19 protein-coding genes and 1 pseudogene are annotated in these 22,440 nt (G+C 42.0%); 6 read left to right on the forward strand and 14 right to left on the reverse strand.

Going from position 1 to position 22,440, the window contains the following annotated elements; translation table 11 throughout:
* Positions 1-380 precede the first annotated feature (380 nt).
* Both VE944_RS28475 and radA read right to left on the reverse strand, forming a co-directional pair.
* Positions 381-1,088 carry a Uma2 family endonuclease gene (locus tag VE944_RS28475; RefSeq protein ID WP_324985331.1) on the reverse strand — a complete coding sequence of 236 codons (708 nt, stop codon included), beginning with the start codon at positions 1,086-1,088 and terminating at the stop codon, positions 381-383.
* Positions 1,089-1,175: 87 nt separating this feature from the next.
* Positions 1,176-2,708: a DNA repair protein RadA gene (radA, locus tag VE944_RS28480; protein WP_324985334.1), complete on the reverse strand. Its 1,533-nt coding sequence runs from the start codon at positions 2,706-2,708 to the stop codon at positions 1,176-1,178.
* A gap of 170 nt (positions 2,709-2,878) precedes the next feature.
* Between radA and rpaB the strand changes: the two genes are divergently transcribed.
* On the forward strand, positions 2,879-3,607 hold the full coding sequence (gene rpaB / locus VE944_RS28485) for a response regulator transcription factor RpaB (protein ID WP_190731301.1): 729 nt from the start codon (positions 2,879-2,881) through the stop codon (positions 3,605-3,607).
* A gap of 99 nt (positions 3,608-3,706) precedes the next feature.
* Entirely contained in the window at positions 3,707-4,345 is a 639-nt protein-coding gene (locus VE944_RS28490; protein WP_324985343.1) for a cofactor assembly of complex C subunit B, read from the forward strand.
* A 95-nt stretch (positions 4,346-4,440) separates the two neighbouring features.
* Here VE944_RS28490 and VE944_RS28495 read toward each other — a convergent pair whose 3' ends face one another.
* Positions 4,441-5,361: a M48 family metallopeptidase gene (locus tag VE944_RS28495; protein ID WP_324985346.1), complete on the reverse strand. Its 921-nt coding sequence runs from the start codon at positions 5,359-5,361 to the stop codon at positions 4,441-4,443.
* A gap of 375 nt (positions 5,362-5,736) precedes the next feature.
* Between VE944_RS28495 and VE944_RS28500 the strand changes: the two genes are divergently transcribed.
* Together VE944_RS28500 and VE944_RS28505 are read left to right on the forward strand one after the other, a co-directional pair.
* Positions 5,737-6,255, forward strand: coding sequence for a DUF456 domain-containing protein (locus VE944_RS28500; protein WP_324985349.1), 519 nt, complete (start codon positions 5,737-5,739; stop codon positions 6,253-6,255).
* 554 nt (positions 6,256-6,809) lie between these two features.
* Positions 6,810-7,532 carry a PEP-CTERM sorting domain-containing protein gene (locus tag VE944_RS28505; protein WP_324985351.1) on the forward strand — a complete coding sequence of 241 codons (723 nt, stop codon included), beginning with the start codon at positions 6,810-6,812 and terminating at the stop codon, positions 7,530-7,532.
* Positions 7,533-7,692: 160 nt separating this feature from the next.
* Here VE944_RS28505 and nblB read toward each other — a convergent pair whose 3' ends face one another.
* The 7 genes from nblB to dpsA form a co-directional block, all read right to left on the reverse strand.
* Positions 7,693-8,358, reverse strand: a complete 666-nt coding sequence (gene nblB / locus VE944_RS28510; protein WP_324985354.1) for a phycobilisome degradation protein NblB — start codon at positions 8,356-8,358, stop codon at positions 7,693-7,695.
* A 61-nt stretch (positions 8,359-8,419) separates the two neighbouring features.
* Complete coding sequence (locus tag VE944_RS28515) at positions 8,420-8,884, reverse strand: CBS domain-containing protein (RefSeq protein WP_324985357.1); 465 nt, start codon at positions 8,882-8,884, stop codon at positions 8,420-8,422.
* A gap of 223 nt (positions 8,885-9,107) precedes the next feature.
* The gene (gene mutT / locus VE944_RS28520; RefSeq protein ID WP_324985360.1) at positions 9,108-9,524 is read right to left on the reverse strand and encodes an 8-oxo-dGTP diphosphatase MutT; all 417 of its coding nucleotides are present in this window, start codon (positions 9,522-9,524) and stop codon (positions 9,108-9,110) included.
* A 596-nt stretch (positions 9,525-10,120) separates the two neighbouring features.
* The gene (locus tag VE944_RS28525; protein ID WP_229551745.1) at positions 10,121-10,465 is read right to left on the reverse strand and encodes a DUF760 domain-containing protein; all 345 of its coding nucleotides are present in this window, start codon (positions 10,463-10,465) and stop codon (positions 10,121-10,123) included.
* 224 nt (positions 10,466-10,689) lie between these two features.
* Positions 10,690-11,646, reverse strand: coding sequence for an RNA polymerase sigma factor, RpoD/SigA family (locus VE944_RS28530; protein WP_324985365.1), 957 nt, complete (start codon positions 11,644-11,646; stop codon positions 10,690-10,692).
* Positions 11,647-12,233: 587 nt separating this feature from the next.
* Complete coding sequence (gene carB, locus VE944_RS28535) at positions 12,234-15,500, reverse strand: carbamoyl-phosphate synthase large subunit (protein WP_324985368.1); 3,267 nt, start codon at positions 15,498-15,500, stop codon at positions 12,234-12,236.
* A gap of 531 nt (positions 15,501-16,031) precedes the next feature.
* Positions 16,032-16,586, reverse strand: a complete 555-nt coding sequence (dpsA, locus tag VE944_RS28540) for a DNA starvation/stress protection protein DpsA (RefSeq protein WP_100898647.1) — start codon at positions 16,584-16,586, stop codon at positions 16,032-16,034.
* Between the two features lie 443 nt (positions 16,587-17,029).
* Here dpsA and VE944_RS28545 point away from each other — a divergent pair, with 443 nt between their 5' ends.
* Both VE944_RS28545 and VE944_RS28550 read left to right on the forward strand, forming a co-directional pair.
* Positions 17,030-17,287 carry an Asr1405/Asl0597 family protein gene (locus VE944_RS28545; protein ID WP_324985373.1) on the forward strand — a complete coding sequence of 86 codons (258 nt, stop codon included), beginning with the start codon at positions 17,030-17,032 and terminating at the stop codon, positions 17,285-17,287.
* A 60-nt stretch (positions 17,288-17,347) separates the two neighbouring features.
* Positions 17,348-18,004 carry a (2Fe-2S) ferredoxin domain-containing protein gene (locus tag VE944_RS28550; protein ID WP_324985376.1) on the forward strand — a complete coding sequence of 219 codons (657 nt, stop codon included), beginning with the start codon at positions 17,348-17,350 and terminating at the stop codon, positions 18,002-18,004.
* A 417-nt stretch (positions 18,005-18,421) separates the two neighbouring features.
* Here VE944_RS28550 and VE944_RS28555 read toward each other — a convergent pair whose 3' ends face one another.
* The 4 genes and pseudogenes from VE944_RS28555 to VE944_RS28570 form a co-directional block, all read right to left on the reverse strand.
* On the reverse strand, positions 18,422-21,202 hold the full coding sequence (locus VE944_RS28555; protein WP_324985379.1) for a tetratricopeptide repeat protein: 2,781 nt from the start codon (positions 21,200-21,202) through the stop codon (positions 18,422-18,424).
* 95 nt (positions 21,203-21,297) lie between these two features.
* Positions 21,298-21,615, reverse strand: coding sequence for a hypothetical protein (locus tag VE944_RS28560; protein WP_324985382.1), 318 nt, complete (start codon positions 21,613-21,615; stop codon positions 21,298-21,300).
* Between the two features lie 105 nt (positions 21,616-21,720).
* Positions 21,721-22,194, reverse strand: a complete 474-nt coding sequence (locus tag VE944_RS28565; RefSeq protein WP_229552065.1) for a hypothetical protein — start codon at positions 22,192-22,194, stop codon at positions 21,721-21,723.
* 84 nt (positions 22,195-22,278) lie between these two features.
* Positions 22,279-22,440: pseudogene (locus tag VE944_RS28570) on the reverse strand (phosphonate ABC transporter, permease protein PhnE); the annotation flags it as partial.

The following is a 22,440-nucleotide window of genomic DNA, read 5'->3' on the forward strand; positions in this document are numbered from 1 at the left end:
CCGAAAAAATTATTATATGTATTTCAAGTGCTGAATATGCGTTAGCGCAGCTCGTCGTAGACATCGCTCTCAAAAATTAATCTTTCTAAGAGCTAATATCATTATGAAATAACTGTTTCAGCATCGGCTATCAAGGTTTTCAGTATAAATGATTCCTCAAAAGCAGAAAATTATGATGCGTATAATAAAATACTTTTGAAGCTACAATAATTCATTTAGTTCATCAGGATTCACGGCCAACTGACGCAAACGTTTAGCTAATTGTTCTGGCCAATTCCACCTTCACCCAATTTTCTCTCTATTATGTAGCGATCGCAGTTGTTAAACCTTGTCAAACAAGCCGGGGATCAGTGGCTTTCAATTTTTCCTAAAACATTTCATTACACTTCTGGCTCAATCCCAGCCGCCCGCAATTGTGCTGCTAGTCGTTCAGCACGTTGCCGTTCCTGTTGGGCTAACTCGGAACCCCAAGGCAAAAGGTTTCCTTGTTCATCCCACCATCGTAACCACTTTCCTATGCGGTTTTCACGAGTACCTTGCCACACCCCAAGGTAAAGATTCATTTCTGCTATCCAGTAGCGTTGATTTTCATCAGGCTCTTGCAAAATGTACTGTTCTGTATTTTGTAAGCGATACATCTCGATACTGCCGCTATCTGGCTCAAAGATGATGTAGTTAGGCACTTTTAAGATGCGCTCGTAGAAAAACCATTTTCCTGGGGGATATGTCGCTTTGATAGAATATTCTGTCTCCTGTGTATCGGAAATAAATTCCATCACAATTAGCGGAATGTCACCCTCTAGTTGAGGTGTGTAACTGCGTGTTACTTTTTCTCTAGTAACATTAATTTTGGGAATGAAAGCCCAATCAGGGGCTTTAATGACCATTTTGTTGTTTAGAGTGGCACAAATGCCGTAATTAGTTGTTGTTAGGGCGTTAGCTGAAATTTTTCCGGCTAATTGTAGGCTTTCTGTAAGTGCAGCAGCTAATGCTGGTTGATTGATGTTGTCCACTGGATCATCCGGGAGTTTGTAATCATCGGGTAGTTTTTCCCAAGTGATTTGGTAGTATTGGGTGAGGGTTGTCATGAGAGTTTTCCTTTGGTGTGTAAAAAGCACTAGTAATTGGGGACTAGGGACTGTTTTTCTAATGCCCAGTACCCAATCCCGAAGCGGCTATAGTGACTCATCTTCATCGGGTTCTAAATCATCTGCTGTCAATTCTTGATGGGGGATAGCGGCGATAATCGCATCTATTACTTTAGATACTGGTAATATCTCAATATTCAAGTCGGGAAATTTTGTCCCTTTTGGCACGATCGCTCGTTTAAATCCCAACTTAGCAGCTTCTTTCAACCGCAGTTCCATTTGGGAAACTGATCGCACTTGCCCACCTAACCCAACTTCACCAATTAATACTGTACCGGGATCGACTATGCGATCGCGGAAACTGGCAACGATGGCGATCGCAATTCCTAAATCTACCGCAGGTTCTTCCACATTCAACCCACCCGCAGAAGCAACGTAGGAATCTAATTTCGACATGGGAATTCCCACCCGTTTTTCTAAGACGGCAAGAATTTGCACCAAGCGGTTATAATCTACGCCAGTACCAGCACGACGAGGTGAGGGATAACTAGTGGGACTCACTAAAGCTTGCAATTCCACAACTATCGGGCGAGTCCCTTCGCAAGCAACGACAATGGCAGTACCAGGTGCGGGATCGTCACGGTTGCCTAAAAATAGCTCTGAGGGGTTAGAGACTTCCCGCAGTCCCTCGGCTACCATTTCAAAGATGCCGATTTCGTGAGTTGCGCCGAAGCGATTTTTTACTGTCCGTAATAAACGGTGGGAAGCAAAGCGATCGCCTTCAAAATACAACACCGTATCTACTAAATGTTCTAAAACTTTTGGCCCTGCGATCGCTCCTTCTTTAGTAACGTGTCCCACAATGAGCATAGTGACATCTTCGTGTTTCGCCACCTTCATCAATGCTGCTGTACATTCCCGTACTTGAGCTACCGAACCTGGTGCAGAAGTCAGCGCTGGAAAAAACACCGTTTGGATACTATCAATCACCGCCACGTTTGGCTTGAGAGAGTCTATTTCCCGTAAAATTTCTTCTAAATCTGTTTCTGGCAGTACATATAAATCTGCACCTATACTGTCAGGGTCTATAGAAAGTGTAGTCTCTACTACTACTGTTACATTCTCCTCATTCACCACACTTAGGGGTTTTGATACTCCCAAACGAGAAGCTCGTAATTTTACCTGCTGTCCTGATTCTTCACCGGTTACGTAAAGGATGCGATATTTCTGTGCTAATTGATTTGATACTTGCAACAATAAAGTCGATTTACCAATACCCGGATCGCCACCAATCAACACCATAGAGCCAGGGACAATCCCACCTCCAAGCACCCGATCCAATTCTTCATAACCAGACTGCCATCGGGCAATTTGGCGATCGGTAATTTGGTCAAATGTTAAGGAGGCTCGCGCTTTAGCTGGTTTAGCGTGAGATTTGCCATTAGTTTGAGTTGATTGCCAACCACTCACTCCCCCCCGACTGGGTACATCTACTGAGGATTGAATAGAAATTTGTTCTTCTAGAGAGTTGTAAGTGCCACAAGCAGGACATTTACCAAACCATTGGGGCGATTCTGCTCCACATTCATTACACACAAAAAAGGTTTTTGCCTTTGCCATTCTTAAATCTTATTAAATAATCTTAATATTTACTTAATTCTTGAAAAAAACTAAAAACCAATAATAGTAGTATTTAGAGCTTTTTCCAAATCAATTGATGGAATGATATCTTAATATTATGGTATTAAAAATTAATCATGTAAATTTTTAGTGAAGGAGCGTTGAGAAACTTGGAAAGTCATAAAGAAAAAATCTTAGTGGTAGATGATGAAGCCAGCATTCGCCGGATTTTGGAAACGCGCCTTTCGATGATTGGCTACGATGTAGTGACGGCTGGCGACGGGGAAGAAGCATTAGATATTTTTCGCAAAACTGATCCTGACCTGGTAGTTTTGGATGTAATGATGCCAAAGCTAGACGGTTATGGTGTATGTCAAGAATTACGAAAAGAATCAGATGTCCCCATTATTATGCTAACAGCCTTGGGGGATGTAGCCGATCGCATCACTGGTCTAGAATTGGGTGCTGATGACTATGTAGTTAAACCATTTTCCCCGAAAGAGCTAGAAGCTCGAATTCGCTCGGTGTTGCGGCGAGTAGACAAAACCGGTGGATCTGGCATTCCCAGTTCTGGGGTAATCCATGTCGCTAACATTAAAATCGATACGAATAAGCGACAAGTCTACAAAGGTGATGAGCGGATTCGATTGACTGGTATGGAGTTCAGCTTACTAGAGTTGGTAGTTAGTCGCTCTGGAGAACCTTTTTCTCGTTCGGAAATTTTGCAGGAGGTTTGGGGTTATACACCAGAACGTCATGTGGATACCCGCGTAGTGGATGTGCATATATCCCGTTTGCGGGCAAAGTTAGAAGATGATCCTAGCAACCCAGAATTGATTCTTACAGCACGAGGTACTGGTTATCTTTTCCAGCGAATTATTGAACCAGGGGAGGAGTGAGGAGATGAAGCAGGGGACAGGGAGCAGAGGAAGCAGGGGGAGAAGAACTATTAATTATTGTCCAATTCCCAATTCCCAATGACTAATGACCAATGACCAATGACTAAACCTGATCCTAATCGAGTTTTGCGGCGTCTACCCATTGTTGTGGGTGGGCTAGGCGCTGTACTTTTGTTGATTAACCGTTTATTGACACCAGAACTAACCCAATCTCAATCGCGTGGTGATGTGGTGGGCGTGATTTTGAGTGCGATGTTAATTTTGACGGGTTTAATTTGGCAGCAAGTTCAGCCGCGATCGCCTGATACTGTAGAACTAATTGGAGAAGAAGGTTTTGTACTAGCACCAGATTTACCTGAAATCGTGAAAACAGAGCTAGCCTGGGCATCTCATTTATTGTTGACTAATACAGTCACGCGATCGCTAGTGGTTTATTATCAAGGTAAAGTTTTGTTGCGTCGCGGGATTCTGGGTACTAAATCTGAGGTTGTACCAGGAGTAATCTTAAAACAGGTACTCGAAAAACAAAAGCCGATTTATCTAGTTGCGCTAAAAGTATATCCAGGTAGGCTTGAATTTGATTATTTACCAGAAAACACTCAAGGTGTAATTTGTCAACCTATTGGTAAGCAAGGCGCTCTAATTTTGGGCGCGAATGCTCCTCGCAGTTACACCAAACAAGATGAAAACTGGATTGCCGGAATTGCTGATAAATTAGCCGTTACTCTTGACTCTTAGCTAATTCACTAATTTAGAATTTAATCTAAAATCAGCAATCCAAAATCGTTCGACTGAGCGAAGCCGAAGTCTAAAATCTAAAATCTAAAATTCAATCACCAAGAAGTCAAAAAATTCCACCCTTCTTTTTCTTCCAGTGTTTTTTCTTCTTCTTCTTTTTCTTCCGCTTCTTCCGGTGTCTCTAAATTTTTCTGCTGAATTACATTCTCATATTCTCCTGAATCAACCCATTTCAATAACTCACCAGCCCGCATAACTACCCACGAAAGTCCGGGTTCTGTATAGCTTAATATTTTGGTGACCTTATCAATACTTTCAAAATTATTCGATGCAAACTCACGGGCTTGGACAAGAAAATCTTCAATTACACCAGTAGTCAAGTACTCATCTGGTAAACCCGCGAGTTTCATCAGTGTAGTGGTTGCTACGTCGATATCCTGACAAGCCAGCATTGCAGCGCGATCGGCAGTGAATCTGGCCATCATTCGCCAATTATACAAAGCCAGTTCCATACCACTAGCTACCAAGCCACCAACCCCCAGTGTGGTACTGTTCAACAAATTTTTTAAACTTGGCATAACAATTGCCATCTGGTGATAAACCATGTGCTGACTCTTGATGCGAGCGATTTCGTGTCCAAAAACGTAAATCAACTCATCTGCGCCAAGCCACTCCATTGCATCTAAATTTATACCAACGAGGGGTTTTTCTACGCCAACAATGTAGGTTTCAATGTGACCTGTACCTCGAAACAGATACAGTTCAGGAAGTGGAGCAACATCAAGAATTTGACAAGTTTCTACAAATTTCTCATGCAATTGAGGAAAATTTCGGGATGAAATTCTGATTTCACTACCAAGGCTTTGCAGCCTGAGTAAGCGATCGATGCCGTATTCGTTAACTTTTTTGAGTAACAGCGAGACACCGGGCATATTTTGCAAAGAAGCCAAGGCTTTGCGATCAAAAGGGTGTTCGTAGGCTGCTGAACTCAGTCCAGTTAAAATTTTTCTCGTCATGGGTTTTGAGCTTTATCTTGAGTGTTTGGGAAGTTCAGTTACTCAGTACGAACGGCTTGTGCCTTCATTATGCCTGTGGTTATGGGTTTGGGATTTATGAATTGCCCCGGAGCGCGTGTACTTTTGCGTAAGTCCTAAATATAAATCGCATCTGGAGAGCAAATTAATTAGTGAGCCACAACCGACGATTACCAAGACGAGCCAAGAGCGATCTAGAGAGAGATTTTACCAGATTGAACTAGAAAATCATATTTGGTTCAGGTCGAAAACCTTAAGTATTTATCACCATCTTACCCAGATACAATATGCAGTAGGGGCATACAGCAAGCTGTGCGCCCCTACTACCGGGAAATTTAGAAAATTACAATTCTATCTATGCAAATTATTTATTGGCTATTACTTGCTGTAATGCTTTTGGGAATCATTGGTGCTGTAGTTCCTGCCATTCCTGGTAGCAGCTTAATTTTAATTGCAATTATCGTCTGGGGAATCGTTAGTAGTTCCTTTGCGGCTATCAAGATTCCTCTAATTGTGACGGTTATAGTTTTACTGCTCAGTGTCGGAGTGGATTTTTTAGCTAGTTATGTGGGAGCAAAACAAGCTGGAGCTAGCAAGTGGGGGCAAATTGGTGCAATTGTTGGTTTGGTAGTAGGATTTTTGGGATTATTGCCAACATTGCCTTTTGGGGGGCCACTGTTAGGAATTTTACTAGGGCCGCTTTTGGGAGCAATTATCGGTGAGTATCTTTACCGACGTGACTTCGGGTTGGCGATTAAAGCGGGTATAGGAATTGTAGCCGGCTCTTTGGTTGGAAATTTGATTCAAGGGTTGTTAGCGATCGCAGCAGTTGTAGTTTTCGTTGTGACAACTTGGCCACAGGTATTTGGCTCTTAGCATTTCAAAGGTCTGACACATTTGAGAAGAGTAATAAATAGCTAGCAGTTAGCTATTTATTACACATATTCAATTTCATAACAAAGACTATCCATAGTAAACAAATACAGAGGTTCTCTCCTTTATTCTACAAGAGGAACCGTTTCACTAAGTATTTGTAACTAGAGAGATTATAGAAGATATATTGATACTCAATTTATATAAAATATGGTTGAGTAATTCTAAGTATATAAAATTACCATTTTGTTGATACTATGTAAACAGCCTTTCTTAAAGCCAGAGCTATTGCCAACAATCTAAACCTTACGGAGCCTGAAATATACGAAGCGCACATATATAAGAAATTAAAATTTCATGAAGGATAGTAATGCCTTAAAGATGTGATGAAGACCACTCAGTAAATATTGCAGGCTCTAAGTCTATGTGATTTTATGTAGATCAGAAATACATCACGCAAGTTTTGCTTTCACTGACAGTATTTTCTATAAATTACTGAGATTAAAAGTAAAGCAATTGCTCTAATTTAAGGTTATTCCTAGGAGCCTAAAACGATAATGATTAATTTTAAATCTAAATTACTAAATGCAACTCTAGCTGTTACTGCTGCCATCCCCTTAGCTACTGCTGGATTGTTTACCTCTGCTGGTTCTGCTCAAGCTGCTGCACTTAGTGGTGCTATTCAGTTTGGCGATGGCTTAACTGCATCTCCCCTCGCTACTAGTAGCGCAATCGAATTATTTCAGGATGCGCTAACTTTTACTCCTCAGCCAATCACTCCAATTGGAATTACAACTGGTTCTGCAACAGGAAACTTTTCAGCTTTTAACTCAGGGAATATAGGTAACATCATCTCATTTTCATCAAAAGTTGCAGACAATCCATTTATTGACTTTGGTTCTCTTACTTTACCTGGTCTTATTTTACCTGGAGAAGATACTAGCTCTCTAACAGATGGATTGAATACTTTTACTTTGACATCTACTACCCGCTCGCTAATTCAAAGCGGTCTTAACGTTGCTATAGACGTTGCACTTTTTGGATTCTTTACCAGTGCAACTGGGGAAAAATCTAATGGAGGGGGAAACTTAACTTTCCAAGTCAACGATACGAGTGTTGATAGCGTCAATTCAATTCTTTCTGGTGGTGGTTCAATTAAGAATTTAAGCTTTTCTGGTGGTACATTCGCCACTGTTCCCGAACCAGCTGCATTATTAGGCTTAGGTGCAGTAGGTGCAGTAATGGCTATGTCTCGCCGTCGCAAAAGTTTCGTCCAATAGACCTAATTCTAAATATAAAAAAGTTACTTTTAGTTGCTAAAAGTAACTCTAATTTATCAATTCGATTTGGTTGGAATGCAAAATTTTTCCAACCAAGTCGAATTTTTTCTTTTGTCACGCAAATCTATTTAAAGGTGAATTTTTTTAATCTGAGATAGATTTAAACTGACTGCAAAGAATTTTTGGCTTCAGTTGCGATCGCTTCTACTTCATCATCAGCCAGAGTTTCTAATATAGATTTGGCTTCTGCACTACCCAAACGAGCCAAAGCTTGTACAACTCTATAACGAATTTGCCAATCTGGATTGGTAGCATAAGGAGCCAACAAAGGAACTGCTTGTAAATCTCCCAAGTCACCCAAAGAACTAATAGCAGCAGTTTGGACTAATTCGTTTTCTGATGAGAGTGCCTCTTTGAGTAGTTCAAAGGCTCGTGGATCGCCCAACTCTCCTAATGTGGCTATGATACTGAATTGTATTAACCATTCACCCGTTGTATGGTAAAGGTGTTGCAAGTCTTCAAAAGCTTCATGTAACTTCAGAGCGCCCAAACAGTCTGCTGCTGCTGCTTGTACATCTACTTCGGAGTCATGAAGCAAGCGATCGCGCAAGATATCTAAGGATAACTGTAAATCTTGTGTTCCGAGTGTATCCATTTGACTCACTGCCGAGTAACGGACACGCGAATTGCTATCGCCAATAGCACTTTGAATTAATTCAAAACCGATCGCAGGTTCCAGTTGGCGGATTTGATTTACTGCACGTAAGCGATCGCCTGAATTCTCAGAACTGAGCAATTGCTTAACAGACTCCGGAGTAATACTCATTTAGTTATCCTGATTTTCAAAGGTGTAAAAAATAGTTAACAGTCTAATAACTGTTAACTTACTAATCTTGACTTGCTGCCATTGCCCGAATAATATCACCACGAGTGAGGATACCAATTACTTGATCCGTGTTGTCAAGTACTGGCAAGCGGTGAACGCTGCGATCGTGCATGATTGTAGCGGCTTCCCTTAAAGTTTTTTCAGGGGAAATAGTAATCGGGTTTTTACTCATCACCTCCCCAACGGTTTGCCCTAAAGCCTTGTGCAAATCACGTTCATAAGTAGCAGGATTTTTTAAATAGATAACGCTATCAAGAAACATGATGTACGCAGGTGGAGTAACACCAGTTTCTTGCCACATCAAATCGGTTTCTGAGATAATACCCACCAATTTACCGACATCATCCACAACAGGTAGTCCACTGATGTGGCGTTCTGCGAGAATTTGGATAGCTTCATTCAGTGGAGTTTCCACCCGGACGACAATAGGATCGCGGCTCATCACATCAGCAACGGTTTTAGGCATTTATTTATTTACACTTTTAATTAAAGTCCCTGCGCTTATTGTAGAAAATTGCGGGACTCAACCTGATGCAATTAATAGATTGTTACGCTATTAGGCATTGGAAAGAGGAGGCAGGATAGCGCAGCGTTAGCGAGTCCGCGAGCGTCGGCAGAAGTTCTTTAATTTTGAATTCATTTCTCCCTCATCCTCCCCTGCTTCCCCTACCTCCCCCACTCCCCACTCCTCACTCCCTACTCCGTTTTAAAGCAGCAATAATTTGAATATTTGCTTTAGGAAAAGTAAACTCCTCCAGTTCTTCCAAAGTTACCCAGCGAATTTCATCGGATTCTAGAGGTTGGGGAATACCTGTAACATGTCGGCAATGATGTACTGTGAGGGTAACACGCAAGTCTGTATATGTGTGGTCAATAGTAATCAGATGCTCTCCTACTTCAATTACTATTCCCAGTTCTTCGGAAATTTCTCGTTGAATACACTCGCTAATAGTTTCACCAGGCTCAATTTTACCGCCAGGAAATTCCCACAAACCACCCATTGCTCCTTCTGGACGACGGCGATCAATTAAAATTTGCTCTTGCTCGTTCCAAATTACTGCAACACCAATGATTTTATGGGGTGGGAGAGAGTTGATTTTACTCATATATAGGTAGATGGGCAGAGTTAACAATTCAAAATTCAAAATTAAAGACCTTTCAGACAGGGATTTAAATCCCGACTGTAGCAATATCCCGCAGGGTAATTAATGCTACATCTAATCTTTGGTGTCTTAAACTCTTTAATTTACAATAAAGTTCCTAATTTTCCACGTTTAATCCTTGATTCAAAGTATGCTCTTGACTCATAATAAAACTCGGCAGAGTTTAGACTACTTTGCCGAGTTTGAATTTATTGCGAATATGATTTACCGTAGTTAGTTTACCTACGCGTGTGTATTAATCATTTAGAGATACACCTCTAATTCAACTGATTACCAAACTACATAAGTTCATAGAGAACAACATTCCAAACCTCTGCGATAACCTCTGCACTCCTAATATGCAGTTCGGTAAAGCGCCTATGCGTTTAAATTTCAATCTTAATTTGTCACTGTTTTGGATATTTTAAAAAGATTTAGCTGATTCTTGATTGGGAATTAATTAGGAGCAAACATTTCGCAGAGGTTTATTTTAAATTCGTATCGCCATGACTGTGACTAGCTATAAACCCAACAAGAATATTGAATTTACTATTATATCTCTAGTCAATTTCGCTGCTGTTGGTTTCAGCTCCTTGTAGGGCGATTTCAAAATCCATTCTCTGTTCAGCATTACGCAAGAAATAACCACTAATCATAGCAGAAGCTAAAAGCCGACCTAGACTTTCTCGACTGGTAGTTACAGTAACGCCAAAGCTTTCTGAAGGTAAATTACCCAATAGTCCTGTAATATTGCGTTCCATTACCTGAAAAACTTCGGCAGATGTCGGTTTAGATAGTTGGGTAACTGTTTCTGGACTCAAGGATTTAACATACTGCCATAGTAAATCGCTAGTTTCTGATTCGCTATTGAAAAATTCTGAGACACGATTGGATGAGTTATTCATTTTTTAGCTCCTTAACTACCACTGCTAGCTGCGGTGCTTGTTATCTGAATATTAAATGTCTGTTTTGGATTAGACTTAGCTAGCTATTTCGTCTTCCTGTCAACTAATGTAACAAGCTAGCGTAAGAGTGGAAGTAGGCGTAACCGTACCAAAGTCAGCGTATTTTCTCACCACAATAAAGTCAAAAGTAAGGAGTTCATTAAAAACTCCTCACTCCTAATCCCCTAACTTGCCAAATATTCACCCATGTTGGCTTTAGACTTGCGAAGTTTGGTTAAAGCTTCCCGCTCAATTTGCCTGACTCGTTCTCGGCTGATGTTCAGAATTTCACCAATTCTAGCCAGAGTCAGTGCTTGCCCATCAGTTAAGCCAAAGCGCAGCGTGATCACTTCCTTCTGTTGTGGCGTGAGATCCCCCATCAGGCGATCTAAGTCATAAGATAAGGAAGATTGCATGACAAACTCTTCTGGAGATGCTCCTGGATCTTCCAGCATTTCTCCAAGTTCGGTGTCGTAATTATCACCCAAGCGCAAATCCAACGAAAGAGGCAAACGCGCCTTTTCTAGATACTCTCGCACTTGTTTGGGGGTCAATTCTAATTCTTCAGCTAGCTCACCAGCTGTCGGAGCGCGTCCCAATTTTTGAGACAATTGGCGCTGTGCCTTTTTGATTTTATTTAATTTTTCAGTGATATGGATAGGCAGCCGAATGGTGCGAGCTTTTTCGGCTATAGCACGAGTAATAGCTTGCCGAATCCACCAATAGGCATAGGTAGAAAATCTATACCCTTTGGTAGGGTCAAACTTTTCTACGCCCCGTTGCATACCAATACTACCTTCTTGGATCAAGTCCAGTAAATCGACGTTGCGCTTTATGTACTTTTTGGCAACGGAGACTACCAGCCGCAAATTGGCTTCTACCATCTTACGCTTGGCAATCTCACCATCAGCGATCGCTTCGTTCAACTCTGCTGGTTCTAGCTTTGTCGCTTTGGCCCATTCTTCTAAAGTCGGTTGACGACCTAACTGGGTGGCAAGAAATTCTCTTAATTCGTGCAAAGTGCAAGAACGTTGCACCTGTTTACCATAGAAAATCTCTTCCTCGTGTGTTAAGAGTGGCACACGGCCAATCTCACGCAGGTAAGTCCGCACGAGGTCTGTGGCTGTCTGAGCGGTCTTCATGGCGCTACTCTTTGGTAATGATGGGTTTGGCGGTAGGGTCATTAAGGGATAGATGCTTTTTTAGGGTGCTACCCAGTTAGGCTGGGAACCTATGCTATGGTTGGCAACTTACGCATCCGACAAATTCGGCTGCTCATAATAATCAAATTTAGGCTTCTTAACTGCTAAAAGTTACAGCTATTTCCTAGTTTGCACAAGTATCTACAGTTAGATAAAAGATCGCTTTTTAAACATTTTTTATTGGAATCTTATTAACAATTGTAACATTTATGAGAATATTTTGGCTAGATGGCGACATTAAATTTCCTGGTTGTTCCAGTTCATGCAACGTCGCCCTTTCTCTCTAGGCTGACTAGAAGTCAATTTAAGAAATTCTCAGGTTCAAATAATTTTCCTCATATTTGTTAAGGTATCTCTAATGAGAACTATAGTCATTCTCTTATAACAATTACTTAATTTTTACTGGGAGTGGAGAAGGGGGACTAGGGACTGGTGATTGGGTACTGGGAATTGGGCATTGGATATTAGGTATTGAGTATTTCAAAACTTTTTTCTAGTCCCAGTCCCCAGTCCCCAGTCCCTAATCCCTACTCCCTCGCAATCGGACAGTACTCTTGAATCGCTTTTACATCCAAAGTCGTATTTTGTAAAGAACGGATGGCGGCGACGGTAGCTTTCGCGCCGGCAATAGTAGTAATGATGGGAATTTTATAAGCTAAAGCTGTGCGACGAATTAACCTAGCATCAGTGTGGGCTTCTTCTCCTGAAGGTGTGTTGATAATAAGTTGGATTTTCTGGTTTTTGATTGCATCTAGGACGTGGGGACGGCCTTCATGGAGTTTTAACACTAATTCAATATTTAACCCCTGTTCGAGAAGAACTCGCCGTGTACCAAGGGTAGCCATCACTGTAAAGCCCAAATCGATAAACTCCTTCACCACACCACTGGCAGCAGCTTTATCGCGATCGCTCATTGATACAAATACAGTTCCCGTCAGTGGTAAACGCTCCCCAGCACCCAATTCTGCTTTGGCAAAGGCACGGCCAAAGTCGCTGTCAATCCCCATCACCTCACCAGTGGATCGCATTTCTGGGCCCAATATTGTATCAGTTCCTGGGAATTTATTAAAGGGTAATACTGCTTCTTTTACAGCAATATGTGTAGGAATGACTTCCTCGGTGAAGTGTAGCTCCTCTAAGGTTTTACCCGACATAATTAAGGATGCTAATTTTGCTAACTGTACGCCCGTCGCTTTAGAAACAAAGGGCACTGTACGCGAGGCGCGGGGGTTGGCTTCCAGAATATAAACTTGGGGAGAATAACTACTTGCGCCGACAACGGCAAATTGGATATTCATCAACCCCACAACTGACAGTGCTTGCGCTAGCTGCACCGTCCATGTGCGAATTTGATTGAGAACTGCTGGTGATAGGGAAATCGAAGGTAAGGAACAAGCAGAATCTCCTGAGTGAATCCCCGCTTGCTCAATGTGTTCCATGATGCCACCAATCACTACCCGTCCTGTATGATCGGCGATCGCATCTACATCGACTTCGATCGCATTTTCCAAAAACTTATCAATCAAAATCGGATGTTCTGGTTCTATGAGTACCGCAAAGCTCATGTAGCGTTCCAACTCAGAATCGGAATAGACGATTTCCATCGCTCGTCCCCCTAACACATAGCTGGGACGCACTACCACTGGATAGCCAATGCGTTTGGCGACAATCAGCGCATCTTCGTAACTCCGCGCAATACCATTAGGCGGCTGGGAAATATTCAACTGTTGGAGAATCTTTTCAAACCGCTCCCGGTTTTCTGCCATGTCGATGGAATCTGGCGATGTACCCCAAATTTTGGTGAGTAGTCCAGAAGTGTCATTTCTAAGAAATTCTTGTAATGGTAGAGCCAACTTTAGCGGTGTTTGACCGCCAAACTGAATTATTACACCCACTGGATTTTCAGTTTCAATGATGTTAATAACATCTTCTTTTGTTAAAGGCTCAAAGTAAAGGCGATCGCTGGTATCGTAGTCTGTCGAAACTGTCTCTGGGTTAGAGTTGACCATAATTGTCTCATACCCCGCTTTCTTCAAAGCATAGGCGGCGTGACAACAACAATAATCAAACTCAATTCCCTGTCCAATGCGGTTGGGGCCACCACCCAAAATCAATACTTTTGGCTTGGTTGCGGGCAAAACCTCTGTTTCTTCTTCGTAGGTAGAATAGTAGTAGGGAGTAAACGCTTCAAACTCAGCAGCGCAAGTATCTACGGTTTTATAAACTGGGATAATTCCTAGTGACTTGCGGTAAGCGCGAACTTCATCTTCGGTGGTTTTGGTGGCATAAGCAATTTGGCGATCGCTATATCCGTCCCGCTTCACTTCATAAAGTTGCTCTTTTGTCAATTGCTGCAAAGGTGTCCGCTTGAGGAATTTCTCGACATCTAGCAGTTGCTGAAATTTATCTAGGAACCACGGGTCAATACCAGTCAGTTCGTAGATTTCCTCGGCACTAATCCCTAGTTGCAAGGCATGGCGCACGGAGAAAATGCGATCGGGGTTAGGTGTTCGCAATTGGGCGCGGATTTGTTCACCACTGGGTAATTTTTCGGCTTTGTCGCAACCCCAACCAGCGCGTCCGGTTTCGAGCGATCGCAACGCCTTTTGGAAGGATTCGTTGAAAGTGCGCCCAATTGCCATTACTTCCCCGACTGATTTCATTTGGGTTGTCAGCACTGGGTCAGAACCGGGGAATTTTTCAAAGGCGAAGCGAGGAATTTTTGTCACCACATAGTCAATTGTCGGCTCAAAGGACGCCGGAGTTTTCTTGGTGATGTCATTTTTAATCTCATCCAAGGTGTAGCCCACAGCCAATTTTGCTGCCATTTTGGCGATGGGGAAACCCGTTGCTTTAGAAGATAAAGCCGAACTACGCGAAACGCGGGGGTTCATCTCAATTACAACCACATCCCCATTAACCGGATTGACAGCAAACTGGATATTAGAACCGCCAGTTTCCACCCCTATCTCGCGGATGATTTTAATTGCCATATCCCGCAGCCTTTGATATTCTTTATCAGTGAGGGTTTGCGCGGGAGCGACGGTAATTGAGTCTCCGGTGTGAATGCCCATAGGGTCAAGGTTTTCGATGGAGCAGATAATCACCACGTTATCTGCCAAATCACGCATCACTTCAAGTTCATATTCTTTCCAGCCGAGTAAAGACTGGTCAATGAGAATTTGCGAAACGGGGCTGGCATCTATACCTACCTGTGCCATTTCTTCAAATTCTTCTTGGTTGTAAGCAATACCGCCCCCACTTCCACCCATTGTGAAAGCTGGACGAATAATTAGGGGATAAGTACCAATTTTGCGGGCAACAGCTTTGGCTTCTTCTAAAGTTTCGGCTGTGTCGCTGGGACACACAGCTACCCCAATCCTTGCCATTGCCTGACCAAAAAGTTTTCGGTCTTCGGCTTTTTCGATGGCTGGTAGTTTAGCGCCGATTAACTCAACGCCGTACTTTTCCAACACCCCATTTTTGGCTAAAGCAACGGCGAGGTTGAGGGCCGTTTGTCCTCCCATCGTTGGTAGTAGAGCATCAGGGCGTTCTTTCTCAATGACTTTTTCGACCAATTCTGGTGTCAACGGCTCAATGTAAGTGCGATCGGCCGTTTCCGGGTCGGTCATAATTGTTGCAGGGTTGGAGTTGACCAAAACCACTTCATAGCCTTCTTCTCGCAGCGCTTTGCAGGCTTGAGTGCCAGAGTAGTCAAACTCAGAGGCTTGTCCGATCACAATTGGGCCAGAGCCTAACAGTAGAATCTTCCGGAGGTCATCACGGCGGGGCATAGTAGTTGCCTTGGAATACGAGAATACAAATCCTGATTATTTTAAGGGTCTTTACCCCCTCTCGTGCTTTTTATTATTAAGTTTTCTAAGTTTGATGACAAAGGGGAGTGGGGGGAGCAGAGGAGGCAGGGGAGGCAGGGGAGGCAGGGGAAGCATAATTAAGAATCAATGCCTAATGCCCAATTATTATTTTGTATTTCTAATTTTATTTAATTGCAATGCTAAAATTTTTGAAGCTTTTGCGAATCTTTATTATTTAATTTGATTAGATTTGGTAACAGATGGTTATTTATTCTGGCATATACCTATCTAACTTATTAAATATAAATAATTTTCTTAACTAAAAATATTTGTTAACTATCTAATTGCTAAATATTTGCAACGTTAAATATTATGAAAATATGTTTACTTAGATTAAAAATGGCAGAGAGATACGAATATCATTCTCTGCCATTTTTTATAATATTTTACGAGTTAGTGCTGCTAACTTTTTCTTTCAGTCTAGGTAGACAAATTTAGATTATGAGAGTTTTAGCTTTGAGCAGCTTGGACAAACCCTAAAGTTAAGCTGTCTTTAGCGAGGAAGTGAGATAAATGATATGCACGTTCCTCAGTTTTCAACAAAATCTTTTCGTACAGATAGCGTGTACCCCGATCGCCCAAACTCTCTGCCTGAGCAGCTTGACGACGAATTACGCCAATGATTGCTTGTTCGGCAGCTAAGTCATTTTCCACCATTTGGCGAGAAGAATATACACCTTCAGATTCTTGTTCAAAACAGGTTAATTCTGCTAGTTTGCTGAAGGTCGCTACTGGCACACCACCCAGTCCATCCAAACGTTCTCCAATTTCATGAACGTGGTCTTGTACTTGGTTGTAGCTTTCGTTAAAAAACTCATGCAGAGAGTAAAATTCTGAGCCTTCAACTACAAAATGATGCTTTTGGTACTGCAAGTATAGTGCCTGGAAACTAGCTAATACAACGTTGAATCCTTCTGTCACTGGAGCAGTTACGCTGTGATCCAACAACACAGGGTTGTCATATACATTACCAAAATTCCGTAACAAAGTTTGTGTTTCAGACATTGCGTTCCTCTCTTTTTAACAGTTATAGATTTTAACTGCTTATTCTTAACATATTAACATTTTAATAAGAAGAGCAAGCCAATTCGCCATCACAATATTTTGTATTTTTGCTTACTAAAAATCTCAAGTTTATTGTTGGCTGGATGATGGTACGCTCATCAAGTTGCATAAAATTCTCATTATTATTGACATATCAGCTTAAATGTGTATCTTTCCCAATAGCAGCAGGAAGAGAAAATAAACTTTTCTCTTCTTTTTCTCTCTACATCCCGCTTTCAATATGGAATGGCTGCAAAAATTTGATTTTTTTTCTAAAATTACTGAGAATTGTTTGCACTTAATGTATGCTGGTTTTAAGAGGTTAAACTCTCCAGACTTTCAAAAAGCAGAGAGTTAAATGGCGGTAGTTACTACAAGTTTGTTGCATTTTGAGGGCAATTCTCTTGAAATCGTTTAGTTCAGAAATAGAAAGCAGCCACCTTGTAGAGGTGAATTGGGCAGATCGCTGGCAAGTCTATCAACGCCTAAAGGAGTTAGACATTCCCTGTAGTTGTCAGGCTAACCAGCCATTGCAAGTTGAAATTGGCTCTCCTATGACAGCTGTTCAACTTTGGAGTGTGATACGGCGATTAACAGCCTCTCGTCAAGACCAGATTTGGACTCTTGAGCACTGCTGGAAAAGTCGCTATCAACAGTTCTAATCATCAGCTAGTGAGAATATCTCGCTAGATAGCTTGTATTAATTAAAAGGAGGTTAAAAAATGGGTGCATCTCACAGTATGGAAGTATCAGAGTTTTGCCTTGAGGGCAGATTTATAGATTTTGTTATTAAAGATGGCTATAAGCTTAAAGGCTTAATGCTGGGGACTCATGAAGGTGAGTCTTATATTAAACTCGCTAAACATTTACGGGCTGCTTTTGACTTGCGCTTACCACCAGGGACTTGGCTGCAAGTTGTTGGTTATAAAGAATACGATATAAAAAAAGACAAAGTTACACTGAAAGCTGAACGTGTGATGGCGGCGCGTTCTGAAATGGCGACAGTTCAAACCATCGCTGCACCACAAGAACCCCCATCTATTGATAATGCGAAGGTAAAACCAGCTAAAACTAAAGCCACGATTTTGGTCTGTCAAAAATCTGATTGCATGAAACGCGGCGGTAAAGTAGTTTGTCAGGCGTTGGAGGCGGCTTTAAGCGATCGCGGTTTAGAAGACCAAGTTACAATCAAGGGCACTGGTTGTATGAAGAATTGTAAAGCTGGCGCAAATTTAGTTATGCCAGATAAAACACGCCATAGCCGAATTCAAGCCTCACAAGTTCCGGCCTTGATGGATAAGCATTTTGGTGACAAGAGTTTAGAAACGCAGCCTGATAATTTAAAAGAAGCGGCGATATTTAATGCTAAGTATTGCTGAAAAAATAGCGAAATCTTGACATTTGAATGAGAAAGCTTCATAATATCTTCATCAAGTGTGTTCCATTAATACTCGGCATTTGGCTTTAGCCAAGTATTTGCAATAGTTTCAAATTAAGCGATCGCCTACGATTTGTCATAAGAAAGGCAAAGTAGTAGTAGCGATCGCTTAATATTTGTATGCATTTGGGTTTAGCCGCCAGTCTCCCGAAGGCAAGTTAGTTAGCCGGGATTTTGCGCTTACCCGTTTGTCCGCCAGAGATTGAAATCTCAGGCTCATAGCGCAAGTCCACTCAAGTGGACTGAAACCCTTTTCTAGTTTTGTTTAGAAGATTTTAGGTGTAAGAGAGAGAATTAATTCTCAGGCGGTTGTTGGGACTAGTGGATTTTCTGGCGGGTAGGTTGGAAATTACATGACCTAAGTTAGAGAAGACTGTAACAACTGTCGCATGGATGTAGCCTGCACATGGTCAGGGAAGACAGTTAAAAAGTCATTGAGGTTTTGGATAGCTTCACGAATAGATTCTGAAGAAGCACCTTGAGATAAGGCATAGCGATATAACTGCTCTGTTGGCTGAGTATAAGCAGCAGCCAAATAATAAAGGGCTAACTTAAAGGCATTACGCCAGTTTTGAGGATCTTTTTCATAATGCTCTTTAACAAGCTTCATGGCGAATGTTAGGTCAGCCCGTGCTTTATCTGCTTGGTTAAGAGCTAAATAAGTTAAAGCACGATTGTACAAATAGCAATCATCGTTAGATTTTAAGTTGATAACATGGCTGAAATCTGCAAGAGCTTCGTTGTACCTCTGAAGTATTAGGTAAATAGAACCCCGCTTAAACAATGACCAGTCGTCTTTGGGGTCAAGTTCAATAGCACGGTCTAAGTCTTGCAGTGCTTCACCATAGCGCTGCATTTGGCGGTAAGTATCACCGCGACGTGCCAGTACCCATTGGTGATTTGGGTGAAGTACAATAGCGCGGTCTAAATCTTGCGGTGTTTCATGATAGTGCTGCATTCGTCGGTAAATTAAACCCTTAAATCCCGTGGCTGGTGTCCATTGGTAATTGGCGTCAAGTTCAATAGCACGGTTAAAGTCTTGCAGTGCCTCATTATAATGTTGCATATAACGGTAAGTATCACCTCTACTGGCGATCGCCCATTGATAGTTTGGGTCAAGTTTAATGGCGCCGTTTAAGTCTTGCAGTGATTCAAGATAACGCTGCATATAGCAGTAAGTGACACCTCGATGTGCCAGTGTCCATTGGTCATTGGGATTAAGTTCAATAGCCCGGTTACAGTCTTGCAATGCTTCTTCATAACGGTACATGCGACGGTAAGTAATACCCCGATTGGCAATCGCCCATTGATAATTCGGGTTAAGCTCGATAACACGGTTAAAGTCTTGTAGTGCTTCGGGGTAGCGCTGCATTTGGCAGTAAGTCATCCCTCGAACTGTTAAATACTTAACTTCTTCAGGCGCTAACTTGATAGCCTCAGTTAAATCTTCTAAAGCTTTTGAGTATTGATTAGATTGGGAGTAAATATAACTACGCCAATCTAAAACTACTGCACGCCACTTGGCCTCAAGATTAGCATTGCTCAAAAAAGTTGTAAGCATTTCAGCCGGAACTTCATAGCGTTTTTCTTCATAAGCTTTTAACCCATTCGCTAATTGCTTACCCCAACGCTGAACTTCAGAGGAATCAACATCTTTACCAGCCTGAAGCATTGTTTCTGCATATTGTTGGAGAAATTTGCGTTGATTTTTGAGAGCAGCGATAAATTCATTAATAGCTGAAGATAAATTCTTTTGCGGTGACTGACATAAATTGTGGTACAACACGTTTAATGTGTGACTTTGCCAGCTAGGATCGCGCTGTTTTTTATCTTCCTCCAATTGCAGATCATTCCGTAGGCTGTCGTAATATTCTGCCAACTTACCATGTATGTCAGCCCAACTTTGCGGTGATGAAAGGCGCTTGTGGCGTAACATTTGGGTTTTGACGACATCATGATAAGCCCAGCCGTCGGTACGTTCGTTGACAAAGGATGTTTCTTTCAGCCAAGTAAATAACTCGTCAGCTTCTTCTTCTGCTCTCAACTTAGCTATAACATCCTGATTCAAACACCGAGGAATAGCAGCATCGAGCGCCATTTGTCGCCGCTTGGGGTCGTCAATCCATTTTAAAAAGCGTTCTACAGCACTGCTGCTAGGCTCAATTACCTGGTTGGGGTCATTGGGATGAGCATCTGCTAGCATTCCCACTAGCAGGGGTAAGTTTCCAGAAAGGTGCAAAATTACTTCAATAATGCGATTGTCTGTAATGCCTTTGCGAGTTAGATATTGTTGGGCTTCTTCTTCTGTAAAGGGTTCCAGAGGGAAACGAACTATTACCCCCTCGTAAGGTTCCCAATGATTTTTATCTAATTCCTGCCGACCGGCGATGGTTATCAATATATTGAGAGAAACTTCACCGTGGCGACCCTCCAAAATTTCGCGTAGCCAGTTATCTAGGAATTCTCCAGTGCGTTCATAAGTATCAAAAAACAGGACAACAGCAGTTTTCTCAGCAATTTTAAAAATATCTTGCAAAAATAGCGGGGTCAGCACTTCTTCAGGTTCTTGAACTAAGCGCACCTCGTCTTTATTTGTTATTTTTTTAGCAACATAAGAAGCCCATTCTCCAGCTTGGGTAGCCAAAGCATCCTCATCTACAAAGTCAAATACAGCACCGCCAACAGGAACTCGACGCGCTAGACGCACACCAGTTTTTACCATAGTCTTCCCGACAAAAGCGGAAAAGCCTTGAGGAGCTTCTGGATCAGTTTCTAATTCTTGGCGCTTTTGACGGTAAACTTTATAGCGTTCTGTAAACTGCGTTAGTTTATGACCTTGCCGTTCTAACTCCTCAGCTAGACGACCCATGACTTCTGGTATAGTTTTTTCAGCTTCATCGATGTAAGCCGAAATAATTTTTGCTTCGTCAGCAATTTTACGAAACTGTCGCAGCAGAGTACTTTTACCAACTCCACCTTGACCCCAAACGTTATATAGAAAACGACGGTGATCGTCTTCTGAGGGTAATGCTAAATTTTGACGAAATTGGTTTACTTGGTCTTCACGACCCACAAAACCTGATTGTTGACGTTGCTTAAGAATATCTTGTAGACTCTTGGGCTTGTTTTGCGGGTTCATTACAAAATTCAATTTTGAGGTGCTAATGTTTACAGAATAACTAGTAAATATACAAGGTGTATTTCGGAATTTACTGAACTTTCACTGGGTAAGTTTTATGCATTGACCTTCTGAAGCTCGATGTTGACCTTCTGAAGCTTGATGTTGACCTTCTGAAGCTTGATGTTGACCTTCTGAAGCTCAATGTTGACCTTCTGAGGCTCGATGTTGACCTTCTGAGGCTCGATGTTGACCTTCTGAGGCTCGATGTTGACCTTCTGAGGCTCGACGTTGACCTTCTGAGGCTCGACATTGACCTTCTGAGGCTCGACGTTGACCTTCTGAGGCTCAACTTTGACCTTCTGAGGCTCAAAAATGCCTTGGGGATTAGAAATCGCGGCTACACAGACAAAACCCGCCTGCGCGGGTTTCAAGAATCTTTGGATTCAAGACGTAAAAAGGGCATAACATTGTTATGCCCCTACAAATGATGTGTATTTTACCAAGTTGACAAATGGTATAATTGCTTATTCCAAGCTTTAGCTAACTGAGACTTCGGGTTTCTTTTTCTTAGAACGGCGGTTAAACCTGCGTCCCATCTCATCAATTACTGCATCTAAACCTGCGACATCACCGCTAGCTTTGGCATAGCTATAAACTGCTAATGCTGCTGCATAGGCTTCACTAGCAGAGGCTATACAGGTATCATCCACCAGTTCTTGCAGTTGGGTTAGAGATAAAAGCACCGGATATAAGTCCTCATATATTTCCAAATCTCGGCGCATCTCTTCCAAATCAAAAGAACGAGGCAAAAAGTTAGGGTTCTGTGTCGCCACTTCTAAAGCTTTGCTGACAAAAGCCCGACTTTTATCTCCCATCTTCAGCATTGTTCGCCGATCTTCAGGGGTCAAATCTACCAAAAACGGTAACTTTTCTCTAATTGTAGCGATCGCCTGCATGACTGCTTCTTTATCTGCTGGGGCTAGGCTGGCACTGATACGATTTTCTGACATTTTTAATACTCCTTTAGGACACTTAATTTCAGTATTCCCAAAGTCACATTGCTTTGCCCCAAATTTTAAATTAACAATTAAATACTACATAGAATCGAGCCGATGACGTAATTGGCTACTAAAAGCATCAATTACTGTGACGACTACCAAAAGCACTAACATCATGGTTGTTGCTTTGGTGTACTCGAACCCGTCGATGTAACTTTTTAACTGAAAGCCAATACCACCTGCACCAACTACACCCAA

It is taken from the genome of Nostoc sp. (assembly GCF_035638895.1).
GTDB lineage: Bacteria > Cyanobacteriota > Cyanobacteriia > Cyanobacteriales > Nostocaceae > Nostoc.

Coding starts and splice junctions, on each gene's coding strand:
- VE944_RS28555 (WP_324985379.1), bottom strand. CDS start 21,202: ATGAACCCGCAAAACAAGCCCAAGAGTCTACAAGATATTCTTAAGCAA.
- carB (WP_324985368.1), bottom strand. CDS start 15,500: ATGCCCCGCCGTGATGACCTCCGGAAGATTCTACTGTTAGGCTCTGGC.
- radA (WP_324985334.1), bottom strand. CDS start 2,708: ATGGCAAAGGCAAAAACCTTTTTTGTGTGTAATGAATGTGGAGCAGAA.
- VE944_RS28525 (WP_229551745.1), bottom strand. CDS start 10,465: ATGAATAACTCATCCAATCGTGTCTCAGAATTTTTCAATAGCGAATCA.
- VE944_RS28500 (WP_324985349.1), top strand. CDS start 5,737: ATGCAAATTATTTATTGGCTATTACTTGCTGTAATGCTTTTGGGAATC.
- VE944_RS28505 (WP_324985351.1), top strand. CDS start 6,810: ATGATTAATTTTAAATCTAAATTACTAAATGCAACTCTAGCTGTTACT.
- VE944_RS28475 (WP_324985331.1), bottom strand. CDS start 1,088: ATGACAACCCTCACCCAATACTACCAAATCACTTGGGAAAAACTACCC.
- nblB (WP_324985354.1), bottom strand. CDS start 8,358: ATGAGTATTACTCCGGAGTCTGTTAAGCAATTGCTCAGTTCTGAGAAT.
- dpsA (WP_100898647.1), bottom strand. CDS start 16,586: ATGTCTGAAACACAAACTTTGTTACGGAATTTTGGTAATGTATATGAC.
- VE944_RS28490 (WP_324985343.1), top strand. CDS start 3,707: ATGACTAAACCTGATCCTAATCGAGTTTTGCGGCGTCTACCCATTGTT.
- VE944_RS28530 (WP_324985365.1), bottom strand. CDS start 11,646: ATGAAGACCGCTCAGACAGCCACAGACCTCGTGCGGACTTACCTGCGT.
- mutT (WP_324985360.1), bottom strand. CDS start 9,524: ATGAGTAAAATCAACTCTCTCCCACCCCATAAAATCATTGGTGTTGCA.
- VE944_RS28495 (WP_324985346.1), bottom strand. CDS start 5,361: ATGACGAGAAAAATTTTAACTGGACTGAGTTCAGCAGCCTACGAACAC.
- VE944_RS28515 (WP_324985357.1), bottom strand. CDS start 8,884: ATGCCTAAAACCGTTGCTGATGTGATGAGCCGCGATCCTATTGTCGTC.
- VE944_RS28565 (WP_229552065.1), bottom strand. CDS start 22,194: ATGTCAGAAAATCGTATCAGTGCCAGCCTAGCCCCAGCAGATAAAGAA.
- VE944_RS28550 (WP_324985376.1), top strand. CDS start 17,348: ATGGGTGCATCTCACAGTATGGAAGTATCAGAGTTTTGCCTTGAGGGC.